The sequence below is a fragment of the Bordetella genomosp. 1 genome (assembly GCF_002261335.1).
Classification (GTDB): domain Bacteria; phylum Pseudomonadota; class Gammaproteobacteria; order Burkholderiales; family Burkholderiaceae_B; genus Bordetella.
Genome location: NZ_NEVL01000003.1, coordinates 869880 through 883840, shown reverse-complemented (window position 1 = coordinate 883840; position 13961 = coordinate 869880). Strand labels below are relative to the sequence as shown.

Below are 13961 nucleotides of genomic sequence, written 5' to 3'. Positions count from 1 at the left end.
GGCCGCGCCGAGCCGCCCGCCCGAGCATCCGTCAGTACCCGGCAGTCCCTGCAGCACACACAACGCAATTCCTACATTCCGAGGGCGATATGAAGTGGCAATTCTGGGTGGATCGTGGCGGCACGTTCACCGACATCGTGGGGCGTCGCCCCGACGGCAGCATGACGACGGCCAAGATGCTGTCGGAAAACCCCGAGCAATATCGCGATGCGGCCGTGGCCGGCATCCGCAAGCTGCTGGGCATCGCCCCGGGCCAGCCCGTGCCTGCCGAGCAGGTCGAGTGCGTCAAGATGGGCACCACGGTGGCCACCAACGCGCTGCTCGAGCGCAAGGGCGAGCGCACCGTGCTGGTCACCACGCGCGGGTTCCGCGATGCGCTGCGCATCGCCTACCAGAACCGGCCCCGGCTGTTCGAGCGCAACGTCCAGCTGCCCGAACTGCTGTATGAGCGCGTGGTCGAGGCGAACGAGCGCGTGGCCGCCGACGGCGCCGTGGTCACCGCGCTCGACGAGGCCGCGCTGCGCACCGACATGCAGGCCGCCTTCGACGCCGGCGTGCGCGCCATGGCGATCGTGTTCATGCACGCCTGGCAGGCGCCCGCGCACGAGCAGGCCGCCGCCGCCATCGCGCGCGAGATCGGCTTCACGCAGATCTCCATGTCGCACGAGGCGAGCCCGCTGATCAAGTTCGTGTCGCGCGGCGACACCACGGTGGTCGATGCCTACCTCTCGCCCATCCTGATGCGCTACGTCGACCAGGTGGCGGGCGAGCTGCCGGGCATCCGCCTGATGTTCATGCAGTCGAACGGCGGCCTGACCGACGCCCATCGCTTCCGCGGCAAGGACGCCATCCTGTCGGGCCCGGCCGGCGGCATCGTCGGCATGGTGCGCACCAGCGAGCTGGCCGGCTTCGACCGCGTGATCGGCTTCGACATGGGCGGCACCTCCACCGACGTGTCGCACTATGCCGGCGAATTCGAGCGCGAGTTCGAGACCCAGGTGGCCGGGGTGCGCATGCGCGCGCCCATGATGAGCATCCACACGGTGGCCGCCGGCGGCGGCTCGATCCTGCACTTCGACGGCGCGCGCCTGCGCGTGGGCCCCGACTCGGCCGGCGCCAATCCGGGCCCGGCCTGCTATCGCCGCGGCGGCCCGCTGGCCGTGACCGACTGCAACGTGCTGCTGGGCAAGATCCAGCCCGACTACTTCCCGCGCGTGTTCGGCCCCGCGGCCGACGAGGCGCTCGACCGCGACGCGGTGGCGGCGAAGTTCGCGGCCATGGCGGCCGAGGTGCGCGCGGCCACCGGCCGCGACATGACGCCCGAGCAGCTGGCCGAGGGCTTCCTGGAAATCGCGGTCGGCAACATGGCCGAGGCCATCAAGCGCATCTCCGTGCAGCGCGGCCATGACGTGACCGAATACGCGCTCACCACCTTCGGTGGCGCGGGCGGGCAGCACGCCTGCCTGGTCGCCGACGCGCTCGGCATGACGACCGTGTTCGCCCATCCGCTGGGCGGCGTGCTGTCGGCCTACGGCATGGGCCTGGCCGACCAGACCGACATGCGCCAGAAGACCGTGGAGAAGACGCTCGCGCCCGAGCTGCTGGCCGAGGTCGAGGCGGGGCTGGACGAGCTCGCCGGCCTGGCCGAAGGCGAGCTGCGCCGCCAGCACGTGGCCGCGCGCGACATCCAGGTGATTCGCCGCCTGCACGTGAAGTATCGCGGCACCGACACCGCGCTCGAGGTGGTCTACGGCCCGCTCGACGAGATGCGCGCCGCCTTCGAGGCCGCCTATCGCCAGCGCTATTCCTTCCTCATGCCCAACCGCGAGCTGGTGGTCGAGACGATCTCGGTCGAGGCCACGGGCGGCGGCGAGCAGGCCACCGAGGCGCCGGTCGAGCGCCGCCGCGCCGCGCCGCTGGCCGCGCGCGGCCAGGTGCGGATGTACAGCGCGGGCGCCTGGCGCGACACGCCGCTGTATGTGCGCGAAGACGTGGTGCCGGGCGACGTGATGGCCGGCCCGGCCATCATCTCCGAACCCAACCAGACCACCGTGGTCGAGCCCGGCTGGCAGGCCGAGGTCACCGCGCTGGACCACCTGGTGCTCAGGCGCGTCGAGGCGCGGCCCGAGCGGCGCGCCGTGGGCACGCAGGCCGATCCGGTCATGCTGGAGGTGTTCAACAACCTCTTCATGTCGATCGCCGAGCAGATGGGCTATCGCCTGCAGAACACCGCGTACTCGGTCAACATCAAGGAGCGCCTGGACTTCTCCTGCGCCATCTTCGATGCCGAGGGCAACCTGATCGCCAACGCGCCGCACATGCCGGTGCACCTGGGTTCGATGGGCGAGTCGATCAAGACCGTGATGCAGGCCAACGCGGGCGTGATGCGGCCCGGCGATGCCTACGTGGTGAACGATCCGTATCACGGCGGCACGCACCTGCCCGACGTGACCGTGATCACGCCCGTGTTCGATCGGGCCGGCGAACAGATCCTGTTCTTCGTGGGCTCGCGCGGCCACCATGCCGACATCGGCGGCACCACGCCGGGCTCGATGCCGCCCGACTCGCGCACCGTCGAGGACGAGGGCGTGCTGTTCACCAACTTCCAGCTGGTGAAGGATGGCGAGTTCCGCGACGCCGAGGCGCGCGCCATCCTGGCCTCCGGCCGCTGGCCGGCGCGCAACCCCGACCAGAACATCGCCGACCTGCATGCGCAGATCGCCGCCAATGAGAAGGGCGTGCAGGAGCTGCTGCGCATGTGCGACCACTTCGGTCTCGAGGTCGTGCGCGCCTACATGGGCCACGTGCAGGACAACGCCGAGGAGGCGGTGCGCCGCGTGATCTCGGTGCTGAAGGACGGCCACTATGAATACCCTCTCGACAACGGCGCGGTGATCAAGGTGGCGGTCAAGGTGAACACCGAGGCCCGCACCGCCGTGGTGGACTTCACCGGCACCTCGCCGCAGCTGGAGAACAACTTCAACGCGCCCGGCGCGATCGCGGTGGCGGCGGTGCTGTACGTGTTCCGCACGCTGGTCGACGACGAGATTCCGCTCAACGCCGGCTGCCTCAAGCCGCTGGAGATCGTGATTCCGGCGGGCTCGATGCTGCGGCCCAATCCACCGGCCTCGGTGGTGGCGGGCAACGTCGAGACCTCGATGTGCGTGGTCAACGCGCTGTATGGCGCGCTCGGCGTGCTGGCCGCCAGCCAGGGCACGATGAACAACTTCACGTTCGGGAATGCGCGCTACCAGTACTACGAGACCATCTCGGGCGGCACCGGCGCGGGGCCGGTGCGCATCGACGCCACCGGCCCGGATGACGCGGGCTTTGCCGGCACGTCGGTGGTGCAGGCGCACATGACCAACTCGCGCCTGACCGATCCCGAGGTGCTGGAACTGCGCTTCCCGGTACGGCTCGAGTCGTACGAGATCCGCGCGGGCTCGGGCGGCGGCGGACGCTGGCGCGGCGGCGACGGCGGCGTGCGGCGCGTGCGCTTCCTCGAAGACATGACGGCGGCCATCCTGTCGAACAACCGGCGCTACGCGCCGTTCGGCCTGGCCGGCGGCGAGCCGGGCGAGATGGGGCGCAACTACGTCGAGCGCGCCGACGGCACCGTGCAGCCGCTGGGCCCGCAGGACAGCGCCCAGCTCAAGGCGGGCGATGTGTTCGTGGTCGAAACGCCGGGAGGCGGCGGCTACGGCCCGGCGGGCAGCGTCAGCCGTTGAACCGGCTCGGACTGGCGATCGTAAATCGCCAGTTCCACCTGGCCACCGTCCATGCGAAAGCAGGCGGTGGCCAGTGTGTTTTCGCCGTCCGGATCGTCGGCGGCGCGGCGCAGGATCGGCAGCGCGCCGTCGGTGTCGTGCAGCAGCGCGATCAGGTCCGCGCCGCTGGCGTTGCCGCCCCAGCCGTCCATCAGGCGCTCGGCCTGGCTCTGCCGCGCGCGCGAGGACTCGGTGATGATCTGCGGCTGGCGCGCCGCGCCGCCATGCACCATGTGGTTGGCGTGCACATAGCCGCGTCCGATCTCGGCCACCGAGCACGCGGCCGGCGTGGCCTCGACGCCGTAGAGCCGCTGATCGTGGGCCGAGCCGAGCAGATGATGGAAGCCGCCGGCGCGCGGCGCGTCGCGCAGCAGCGCGAGCGCGTCGGGCAGGGTGGCGCAATCGAGCACCGCGCGTGCCAGCAGCATGCGCGGCACCCCGGCGTGGCGCTGCCGCGTGCGCAGGTTGTTGATGGTCTGGACCAGGCCGGCGCGATTGGCGCCGAAGGTGTGGCCCGGCAGCGAGCCGGGATAGTAGAAGCTCAGGAAGCCGGGAGCGTCGTCGGGCTGCACGTCCACCACATGGCAGCGGCCGTAGAGCCAGGGATCGCCATCCTCGTTGTGCGCGATCCAGCGCACGCCCTCGGCATCGCGCCAGGCGATCGAGGTGCAGCCATCGGTGGTCTTGTGCAGCAGGTCGCCGCGGCAGTGCCACAGCAGCACGTCGGCCGGCGCCATGCGCAGCCCCTCGGCCAGGCCCTCGAGCTCTTGCCAGACGGCCGGCACGCGCAGCTGAGCGGCCTGCGCCAGCGCGTCGAGGTAGGCGTGGCCGCGCCAGGGGCGCAGCGCCTTCCAGGTGGGGCTCTGGTCGAAGTAGGCGTCCATGATCGGACGCGCCAGCTTGCCCAGCGCCGCCCCGATCTCGCGCCGGGTACCGCGGATGGAGACAGGCTTGAACGGCATGGCGAACCTCCGGGTTGGTCTGAACATTGTATTCCTTGGGGGATTGCGCGCGTGCCGTGGCGCGACTTAAGATCGGGACACACCTCGGCCGCAGGCAGACCGGGGCGATGCATCAAGGGCGCCGCAGGCGCGGCGTCGCTGCAGGTAACCCGAAGAGGAGACGTTCCATGTTCAAGCGTAGTATTGCTGCGTTGTTGCTGGGTTTGTCGTCGACGGTGTTGGGGTTTGCGTCCACGGCGCATGCGCAGGGCCGGGAGCTGGTGGTGGCCACCGACACGGCCTTCGTGCCGTTCGAGTTCAAGCAGGGCAGCACCTACACCGGTTTCGACATCGAGCTGTGGGAAGCCATCGCCAAGGAACTCAACCTCAAGTACAAGCTGCAGCCGATGGATTTCAACGGCATCATCCCGGGCCTGCAGACCCGCAACATCGACGTGGCGCTGGCCGGCATCACGATCCGCGACGACCGCAAGAAGGTCGTCGACTTCTCCGATCCCTATTACGAAAGCGGCCTGGCCATCCTGGTCAGCGAGAAAGACAACACCATCAAGGCGGCCGCCGATCTGGCCGGCAAGTCGGTGGCCGTGAAAACCGGCACCGCCACGGTCGACTTCCTGCGCGCGCAGGTGCCCGACGCCAAGCTCAAGCTGTTCCCCAACATCGACAACGCCTATCTCGAGCTGGCCACCGGCCGGGTCGATGCCGCGGTGCACGACACGCCCAACGTGCAGTACTACGCCAACACGGCGGGCAAGGGCCGCGTGAAGGTGGCCGGCACGGTCAAGAGCGGCGACTTCTACGGCATTGCCTTCCCCAAGGGCAGCGAGCTCGTGCCGCAGGTCAACAAGGCGCTCGCCACGCTCAAGTCCAACGGCAAGTACGACGCCATCTACACCAAGTGGTTCGGCAAGAAGCCCTGAGGGTACGCGGGGCCTGCTGACAGGCCCCGGCCAGGGCGCGTCCCGACCGGCGCGGCGCCATGCCGGCCAGGGGCGCGTCCGCGTCAGAGGGGAACGACGTGGAATTCAATTGGTCCGTGATCGAAAGCTCGCTGCCGAGCCTGCTCGACGGCACGCTGATGACCATCAAGATCACCGTGCTCGGCCTGCTCGGCGGCGCGCTGCTCGGCGTGCTGGCCGGCGTGGCGCGCGCCTACGGCGGGCGCGTGGTGAGCGGCATCGCGATGGTGTATGTGTCGGTGATCCGCGGCACCCCCATCGTGGTGCAGGTGATGTTCATCTACTTCGCGCTGCCGATCCTGTTCGAGATCCGCGTGCAGGCCGAGTTCGCCGCCATCGCCACGCTCATGATCAACTCCGGCGCCTACATCGCCGAGATCGTGCGCGGCGCGCTGCTCTCGGTGCATCGCGGCCTGCGCGAGGCGGGACAGGCCATGGGCCTGCCGTTTCACAAGATCCTGGTCTACATCATCGGCCCGATCGCGTTCCGCCGCATGATCCCGCCGCTGGGCAACCAGTGCATCATCAGCCTGAAGGATTCGTCGCTGTTCATCGTGATCGGCGTGGCCGAGCTCACGCGCCAGGGCCAGGAGATCATGGCGAGCAACTTCGCCGCGGTCGAGATCTGGTCGGCGGTGGCGGTGATCTACCTGATCCTGACGGGCTTCATGGCCCTGGTGCTGCGGCTGGTCGAATCGAGGATGCGCATACTATGAGCATGGTGGAATTCCAGGACGTCATCAAACGCTTCGGCACGGCCACCGTGCTCGACGGCATCACGCTGAACATCGATGCGGGCGAGGTGGTGGTCGTGGTCGGGCCCTCGGGCTCGGGCAAGTCCACCTTCCTGCGCTGCATCAACGTGCTCGAGACCATCGACGAGGGCGACCTGCGGGTGGACGGCATCAGCGTGCGCGGCTCGCCGGAAGAGGTGCGCGAGATCCGCCGCGAGGCCGGCATGGTGTTCCAGCAGTTCAATCTGTTTCCGCAGATGACCGCGCTGGAGAACGTGATGTTCGGGCCGGTGCACACGCGCGGCATCGCGCGCGCCGAGGCCCGCAGCATGGCGCAGAACCTGCTCGCCAAGGTCGGCCTGTCCGAGCGCGCCGGCCACTATCCCGCGGAGCTGTCGGGCGGCCAGCAGCAGCGCGTGGCGATCGCCCGCGCGCTGGCCATCATGCCCAAGCTGATGCTGTTCGACGAGCCCACCTCGGCGCTCGATCCGGAGTTGCGCCACGAAGTGTTGAAGGTGATGCGCGACCTGGCCGACGAGGGCATGACCATGGTGGTGGTGACCCACGAAATGGAATTCGCGCGCAAGGTCGGCAGCCGCCTGATCTTCATCGACGGCGGCAAGATCGCCCACGACGGGCCGCCCGCGGCGCTGCTGTCCGACCCGCCGAGCCAGCGCCTGCGCGACTTCCTCCAGCACGTGAGCTGAGCTTCGCTTCCAACGAAAACGCCGGCGCGAGGCCGGCGTTTTCGTTTGAACGGGCAGGGCGCTCAGCCCTTCACGCGCACGATCTTCTGAACCTGCGGCACATGGCGGATGGCGCGGATCACCTGCGCCAGGTGCTTGCGGCTGTCGACCTGCACGGTGAGGTGCAGCGACACGGTGGCGACGGCGTCGTCGTGCATCGTGACGTGCACGATGTTGGCGTCGGCCGCCGTGACCTCGGCCGCCAGCCGGCCGAGCACGCCGCGCTCGTTGCGCGTGACGATGTCCAGGCGCGTGGCCAGGTGCTTGGCGGTGTGGCTGTCCCAGGCCACCGTGACCCAGCGTTCGGGTTCGCGAGTGCGCTGGCGCGTGGCCACCGGGCAGTCGGCCGTGTGCACCACCAGGCCGTGGCCCAGGCGCATGCCGGCGATGATGGGGTCGCCCGGCAGGGGGCCGCAGCACGGCGCGAGCTGCACCGCCTGGCCCTCGTTGCCCTGGATCAGGATGGGCGCGCTGCGGGCCGAGGTGATCTCGTCCACCGCCGCGGCGGTGGTGGCCACGAGCTGGTGTTCGGGCGCGAAGCGGCGCGCCACGACGGCCGCCAGGCGCTTGCCCAGGCCGATGTCGGCCAGGATCTCGTCGCGCGAGGTGGCGCCGCTGCTGCGGGCCAGCTTTTCCCACATGGGATCGTCGGCCGGCGCGAGCGGCAGGTGCAGCTCCTGCAGCGCCTGCGTGAGCAGGCGTTCGCCGAAGGCCACCGACTCCTCGTACTTGACCGTGCGCAGATAGTGGCGGATCTCGGAACGCGCGCGGCCGGTGCGCACGTAGTTGAGCCACTGCGCATTGGGCCGCGAGGCGGGCGAGGTGATGATCTCGACCGCGTCGCCGCTGTTGAGCTCGGTGCGCAGCGGCACGAACTCGCCGTTGATCTTGGCCGCCACCGCCTGGTTGCCGATGTCGGTGTGGATCGCGTACGCGAAGTCCACCGGCGTGGCGCCGCGGGGCAGCGAGATGATCTTGCCGCGCGGCGTGAACACGTAGACCGCGTCGGGGAACAGGTCGACCTTGACGTGTTCGAGGAACTCGCCGGAGTCGCCGGTCTGGCTCTGGATGTCGAGCAGCGACTGCAGCCACTGGTGGGTGCGTTTCTGCAGCTCGTTGAGCGTCAGGTCGGCTTCCTTGTAGAGCCAGTGCGAGGCCACGCCTTCTTCGGCGACGTGGTGCATGTCGCGCGTGCGGAACTGGAATTCCACCGGCGTGCCGTAGGGGCCGACCAGCGTGGTGTGCAGCGACTGGTAGCCGTTGACCTTCGGGATCGCGATGTAGTCCTTGAACTTGCCGGGCACCGGCCGGTAGAGCTGGTGCAGCGTGCCGAGCGCCAGATAGCACTCGGGCAGCGTGTGCACGATCACGCGGAAGCCGTAGATGTCGAGGACCTCGGAGAAGGTCTTTTTCTGGTCGGCCATCTTGCGATAGATGCCGAACAGCGTCTTTTCGCGGCCCGTGACCTCGGCTTCGATACCGGCTGCCGGCAGCGCGGCGCGCACCGAATCCTGGATCTTGCTGATCACCTCGCGGCGGTTGCCGCGCGCGGCCAGCACGGCCTTGTAGAGCACCTGGTAGCGGTTCGGGTACATCGCCGCGAAGCAGAGGTCCTGCAGCTCGCGGAACAGCAGGTTCAGGCCCAGGCGATGGGCGATGGGCGCATAGATCTCGAGCGTCTCGCGCGCGATGCGGCGGCGCTTCTCGGGATTGACCGCGTCCAGCGTGCGCATGTTGTGCAGGCGGTCGGCCAGCTTGATGAGGATGACGCGCACGTCGCGCGCCATCGCCAGCAGCATCTTGCGGAAGCTCTCGGCCTGCTGCTCCGCCTTGGTGGCGAAGTCGAGGCGGTCGAGCTTGGAGAGGCCATCGACCAGCTCGGCCACCTCGGGGCTGAAGCGCTCGGCCAGCTCCTGCTTGGTGACGCCCTGGTCCTCGATCACGTCGTGCATCAGGGCGGCGGACAACGCGTTGGCGTCGAGCTTCCAGCCCGCACAGATCTCGGTGACGGCGATCGGATGGGAGATGTAGGGCGCGCCGCTGGCGCGGAACTGGCCCAGGTGGGCCTGGTCGGCGAAGCGGTAGGCCTCGCGCACCCGTTCGACCTCTTTGGGGTCGAGGTAGGTGCTGATGATTTCGGTGAGGGGAGCGAGCGAGGCGACCGGCAGCGCGGCGGCCTGGGCGGCTTCCTCTTCAGCCTGCGCCGGAGACGGCGGGGCGTTTTTCTTGGGGCTGCGCCGGCCCAGCCGTGAGCCGGCGCGCAGCGCCGCGAGCAGTCCTGAAGAAGCGTACTTCAGTCCGGGAAAAGCCATGCCTGCCGCCTCCCCGGCCGTGATCAGGTCGGGACTTTACGCAGCATTTCCAGGCCGGTCAGGCCCGAGGCGATTTCACGCAGCGCGGTCACGGTGGGCTTGTCTTTGCTGTCCAAGCGCGGGGCATGACCCTGGGCCAGTTCGCGGGCGCGGTAGGTGGCGGCCAGCGTGAGCTTGAAGCGATTGGGGATCTGATTCAGACAGTCTTCGACAGTGATGCGGGCCATTGAGAATTACCTGAGATGCTGACGGATGATGGGACGTTTCAGTGCGCGGCCGGAATGCCGAGTTGCGCGAACAACTGGCCATTTCGGGCGGCCTGAGACGAAAAACGCAGCCGTGCGGCGCTGATGATCTGGTTCAGCTCCGCGAGGGCTACGCTAAATTCTTGATTAATAATAACATATTCGCATTCAGGCGCGTGGGCGATTTCCCCGCCGGCCGCCAGCAGGCGGCGCGCGATCACTTGCGGCGCATCCTGGCCGCGCGCCTTCAGGCGCGATTCGAGCTCCTCGATCGAGGGCGGCAGGATGAAGATGCCGATGGCTTCCGGGTAGCGCTGGCGCACCTGGCGCGCGCCCTGCCAGTCGATCTCCAGCAGCACGTCCTGGCCGGCCTTGGTGGCCGCATCGATGCGGTCGCGCGGCGTGCCATAGAAATTGCCATGCACCTCGGCCCACTCGAGCAGCTGCTGCTCGTCGCGCATCTGCGCGAAGGCCTCCGGCGTCACGAAACGGTATTCGCGGCCGTCTTCCTCGCCGGGACGCGGCGCGCGCGTGGTGCACGAGATGGACAAAATGATGGACGGGTCGCGGTCGAGCAGAGCGCGGACCAGGCTGGATTTGCCGGCGCCGCTGGGGGCGACGACCATGAAGACATTGCCGGAGTGAGCGGACATGGAACTGAAACACACGGTGCGAGAGGCGAAGCATAGCAAATCGGACGCCATTGTGCCGGGCGCCGCCGCGCCGGGCGCCGCTGCGTCGCGTGCCGTTGTGGCGGGTGCCGACGTGCCGGCCGCGGCCGCCTTGCCCGCGCGCAAGCCTGGAGCGAAATCGTCACCGCCGCTTGCATCCGGGCGCCCGGGATTGGGGTAGGATGGCGCGGTTACAATTACGTTGCTGGAGTCGGCTTTGAATTCCCACACGTCTGAAACGCCCGAGGCGCCCGTCGCCCGGGTGGCGCTCGTCACCGGCGCCGGCACCGGCATCGGCCGCGCCGTTGCGCTCGAATTCCTGGCCCAGGGCTACCGCGTGGTGCTGGCCGGGCGCCGCCGCGAGCCGCTCGACCAGACCCGCATCGCCGCCGGCGAAGACGGCGTGCGCGCGCTGGTCGTGCCCACCGACGTGACCCGCGAGGAGTCGGTGCGCGAGCTGTTCGAAGCCACCCAGCGCGAGTATGGCCGCCTCGACGTGCTGTTCAACAATGCCGGGCGCGGCGCGCCCGCGGTGCCGATCGAAGAGCTGCCCATCGAAACCTGGCGCGAGGTGGTCGACACCAACCTGAACGGCATGTTCTTCTGCGCCCAGGCCGCCATCCGGCTGATGAAGGCGCAGTCGCCGCGCGGCGGCCGCATCATCAACAATGGGTCGATCTCGTCGCATGCGCCGCGGCCTTATTCGATCGCCTACACCGCCACCAAGCACGCGGTCACGGGCCTGACCAAGTCGATCTCGCTCGACTGCCGCCAGTACGACATCGCCTGCGGCCAGATCGACATCGGCAATGCCGCCACCGACATGACCGAGCGCATGGCGCGCGGCGTGCTGCAGGCCGATGGCCGCACCGCCGTCGAGCCGCGCATGGACGTCGCCCACGTGGCGCATGCCGTGGCCGCCATGGCCAAGCTGCCGCTCGACGCCAACGTGCAGTTCATGACCATCATGGCCACCAACATGCCCTACGTCGGCCGCGGCTGATCGTTCGTCGCGCACGCAACAAAAGCAGACGCCCCGGTTTTCCGGGGCGTCTGTTTTTTTTGCGCGAGCCTGCCGGATCGCCGGCTGCGGCCAGCGCGGCGGCTGGCGCGGCGGCTAGCGCGGCGCGGCGGGGGCTGCCGGGGCCGCGGGCTGCGCGCCCTGGCCCTGGTCGTCTTCCCAACCGCCGCCCAGCGCCAGGAACAGCGCCACCTGGTCCGACGAGAGCTGGGCCTGCGAGGCCGCCAGCGCGCTCTCGTTGGCGGCCAGCGTGCGTTCGGCGTCGAGCACGGTCAGGTAGTCGGTCTTGCCCAGCGTGAAGAGCTGGCGCGCCTGCTGCGCGGCCAGCTTGCTCTGGTCGCGCGCGGCGGCGAGCGCCGCGTCGCGGTCGAGCTGGCGCGCGTAGCTGACCAGCGCGCTCTCGGTCTCGCGCAGTGCATTGAGCACGGTCCCGTCGAAGCGCGCGGCCGCGGCCTTGGTCGAGGCCTCGGCCTCGGCGATGCGCGCCTGGGCCGCGCCCGTGTTGGGCAGCGTCCAGCTGATCAGCGGACCGACGCTCCAGCTGAAGGTGCCGCGGTCGCCGATCATGCTGGCCGGGCCGCCCGAGGCGCCCGACAGGCCCAGCGAGATCTTGGGGTAGAGATCGGCGGTGGCCACGCCGATGCGGGCGGTGGCGGCGGCCAGCGTGCGCTCGGCCTGGCGAATGTCGGGCCGGCGGCGCAGCAGCGCGGCGCCGTCGCCGACCGGGATGGTCTGGGTCAGGCGCGGCGGCTGGGCGCATTGCAGCAGCGAGGTCGGCAGCTCGGCGGGCGCGCGGCCGGTGAGGGAGGCCAGACGATACAGCGCGATGCGCTGCTGCGCCTGGAACGGCGGCAGGTTGGCCTGCAACTGTTCGAGCTGGCTCCGGGCGCGCGAGACGTCCAGCGCGGTGCCGCGACCGGCGTTCTGCAGGCGCTCCACGGCCTGCAGCGATTCGCGCTGCACCTGCACCGAGTGGTTGGCCGAGGCCAGTTGCATGCCGGCCGAGCACATGTCGGCATAGGCGCGCGTGGTCTCGGCGACCAGCGTCACGCGGGCGCTGTCGTAGGCGGCCTGCGCGGCCGCCTCGTCGCCGCGTGCGGCCTCGATGGCGCGGCGGATCTGGCCGAACAGGTCGACCTGGTACGAGATGCTGACGCCGCCCGAGTACGACCAGCGGTCCTGCGGCCGCACGTCGGGCTGCAATTGCTGGATGCCCGAGCTGTGGCCGAAGGTCGGGGAGGCGTTCACGCCCACCGTCGGCTGCTGGCTGGCCTGGGCCTCCTGCGTGACGGCCTGGGCGCGTTCCAGATTGGCCGCGGCCACGCGCAGGTCCGTGTTGGCGGCAAGCGCCTGTTCGATCAGGCCGTCGAGCACGGGGTCGCGGTAGAGCCGCCACCAGTGGGCCGGCAGCGGTGCGGCGCTGACCATGCCTTCGGCCTGCGTGAAGGCCCCTTGCGCCGCGTCCCGCTTCACCACGGCCTGTTCGGGCACGTGATAGTCGGGGCCGACGGCGGAGCAGCCGGCCAGCGCGAGCGCAAGGGCGAGCGGCAGGAAGAGGCGGGTTTTCATGGCAGGACTTCTGGTGAGTGGATTCGGGTGGCGAAAGCGGTGGCGGGCCGCGGCATCAGCCGGCCGCGGGCGCGGCGGCGGGGGCGGTGGCGGGCGGGGCGTTCTCGATCGCGACGGTGGCGGTCTGGCCGGCGACCAGGCGCACGCCTTCGGGCACCTCGTCGATCTTCACGCGCACCGGGATGCGCTGCGCCAGCCGCACCCAGTTGAACGTGGGGTTGACGTTGGGCAGCAGGTTGGCGCTGGTGCTGCGGTCGCGGTCGGCGATGCCCATGGCGATGCTCTCGACATGGCCGCGGATCTGGCGCGATTCGCCCATCAGCGTGACCACGGCCGCGTCGCCTTCCTTGATGCGCGCCAGCTTGGTCTCCTCGAAGTAGCCCTCGATGTAGAACGAGCGCGCATCGACCAGCGCCATCACGGCATGGCCGGCGGTGGCGTAGGCGCCGACGCGCAGGTCGAGGTTGGTGATGCGGCCATCGACGGCGGCGGTCACGCGGCTGCGTTCGAGGTTCAGGCGCGCCGTGTCGAGCTGCACCTCGGCCTGCGCGAGCGCGGCCTCGGTCTGCTGCAGGCGCGTCTGGCTCTGCTCGACCGTCTCGGCCGACACCAGCTGGCCGAGCGAGCGGTTGCGCTTGACGTCGCGGGTGGCCTGGTCGCGCGCGACCTGTTGCGCCTTCACGGCGGCCTGGGCCTGGTCGAACGCCAGCGTGAAGCGCGCCTGGTCGATCTCGAACAGCACGTCGCCGGCCTTCACGTCCTGGTTGTCGTGCACGGGCACCTGGGTGACCAGGCCGGACACGTCGGGTGCGACCTGCACCACGTAGGCCTTCACGCGGCCATCGCGGGTCCAGGGTTCGACTTCATAGTGCACCCAGAGTTGCCAGCCGGCATACGCGGCGGCGGCAACGACGATTGCCGTCACGGCGAATCGGCCGATCGCGGCGGGGCGGAGCATGGTTGGGAGTTTCATAC

At 69.6% G+C, this 13961-nt stretch carries 11 protein-coding genes; 5 read left to right on the top strand and 6 right to left on the bottom strand.

The genetic code is table 11. The features are described from left to right. Nucleotides 1–89: 89 nt before the first annotated feature. Complete coding sequence (locus tag CEG14_RS12410) at nucleotides 90–3728, top strand: hydantoinase B/oxoprolinase family protein (RefSeq protein WP_094826656.1); 3639 nt, start codon at nucleotides 90–92, stop codon at nucleotides 3726–3728. Here CEG14_RS12410 and CEG14_RS12405 read toward each other — a convergent pair. Continuing rightward, on the bottom strand, nucleotides 3698–4729 hold the full coding sequence (locus CEG14_RS12405; RefSeq protein WP_094826655.1) for a C45 family autoproteolytic acyltransferase/hydolase: 1032 nt from the start codon (nucleotides 4727–4729) through the stop codon (nucleotides 3698–3700). The two genes, CEG14_RS12410 and CEG14_RS12405, sit on opposite strands and share 31 nt — an antisense overlap. 167 nt (nucleotides 4730–4896) lie before the next feature. On the opposite strand from CEG14_RS12405, the gene glnH reads away from it, so the two are divergent. The 3 genes from glnH (at nucleotide 4897) to glnQ (ending at nucleotide 7129) form a co-directional block, all read left to right on the top strand. After that, a complete protein-coding gene (gene glnH / locus CEG14_RS12400) occupies nucleotides 4897–5649 on the top strand; it encodes a glutamine ABC transporter substrate-binding protein GlnH (RefSeq protein WP_094826654.1) in 753 nt (250 codons plus the stop codon). A gap of 98 nt (nucleotides 5650–5747) precedes the next feature. Beyond that, on the top strand, nucleotides 5748–6404 hold the full coding sequence (gene glnP / locus CEG14_RS12395; RefSeq protein ID WP_094826653.1) for a glutamine ABC transporter permease GlnP: 657 nt from the start codon (nucleotides 5748–5750) through the stop codon (nucleotides 6402–6404). Further along, the gene (glnQ, locus tag CEG14_RS12390; RefSeq protein ID WP_094826652.1) at nucleotides 6401–7129 is read left to right on the top strand and encodes a glutamine ABC transporter ATP-binding protein GlnQ; all 729 of its coding nucleotides are present in this window, start codon (nucleotides 6401–6403) and stop codon (nucleotides 7127–7129) included. The genes glnP and glnQ overlap by 4 nt, the downstream gene beginning before the upstream one ends. Nucleotides 7130–7191: 62 nt before the next feature. On the opposite strand, the gene CEG14_RS12385 is transcribed toward glnQ, so the two are convergent. The 3 genes from CEG14_RS12385 to gmk are packed head-to-tail and all read right to left on the bottom strand — an operon-like array spanning nucleotide 7192 to nucleotide 10378. Beyond that, nucleotides 7192–9480, bottom strand: coding sequence for a RelA/SpoT family protein (locus tag CEG14_RS12385; protein WP_094826651.1), 2289 nt, complete (start codon nucleotides 9478–9480; stop codon nucleotides 7192–7194). 23 nt (nucleotides 9481–9503) lie between these two features. After that, on the bottom strand, nucleotides 9504–9707 hold the full coding sequence (gene rpoZ, locus CEG14_RS12380; RefSeq protein ID WP_003811126.1) for a DNA-directed RNA polymerase subunit omega: 204 nt from the start codon (nucleotides 9705–9707) through the stop codon (nucleotides 9504–9506). A gap of 38 nt (nucleotides 9708–9745) precedes the next feature. Further along, entirely contained in the window at nucleotides 9746–10378 is a 633-nt protein-coding gene (gene gmk, locus CEG14_RS12375; RefSeq protein ID WP_094826650.1) for a guanylate kinase, read from the bottom strand. A gap of 235 nt (nucleotides 10379–10613) precedes the next feature. On the opposite strand from gmk, the gene CEG14_RS12370 reads away from it, so the two are divergent. After that, a complete protein-coding gene (locus CEG14_RS12370; protein WP_094826649.1) occupies nucleotides 10614–11399 on the top strand; it encodes an SDR family oxidoreductase in 786 nt (261 codons plus the stop codon). A 114-nt stretch (nucleotides 11400–11513) separates the two neighbouring features. Here the strand turns inward: CEG14_RS12370 and CEG14_RS12365 are convergent, their stop codons facing one another. Both CEG14_RS12365 and CEG14_RS12360 read right to left on the bottom strand, forming a co-directional pair. Next, nucleotides 11514–12986 (bottom strand): efflux transporter outer membrane subunit, encoded by a 1473-nt coding sequence (locus CEG14_RS12365; RefSeq protein WP_094826648.1) that lies wholly within the window; start codon nucleotides 12984–12986, stop codon nucleotides 11514–11516. A gap of 55 nt (nucleotides 12987–13041) precedes the next feature. Next, nucleotides 13042–13959 carry an efflux RND transporter periplasmic adaptor subunit gene (locus tag CEG14_RS12360; protein ID WP_094826647.1) on the bottom strand — a complete coding sequence of 306 codons (918 nt, stop codon included), beginning with the start codon at nucleotides 13957–13959 and terminating at the stop codon, nucleotides 13042–13044. Between the last annotated feature and the right edge of the window lie 2 nt (nucleotides 13960–13961).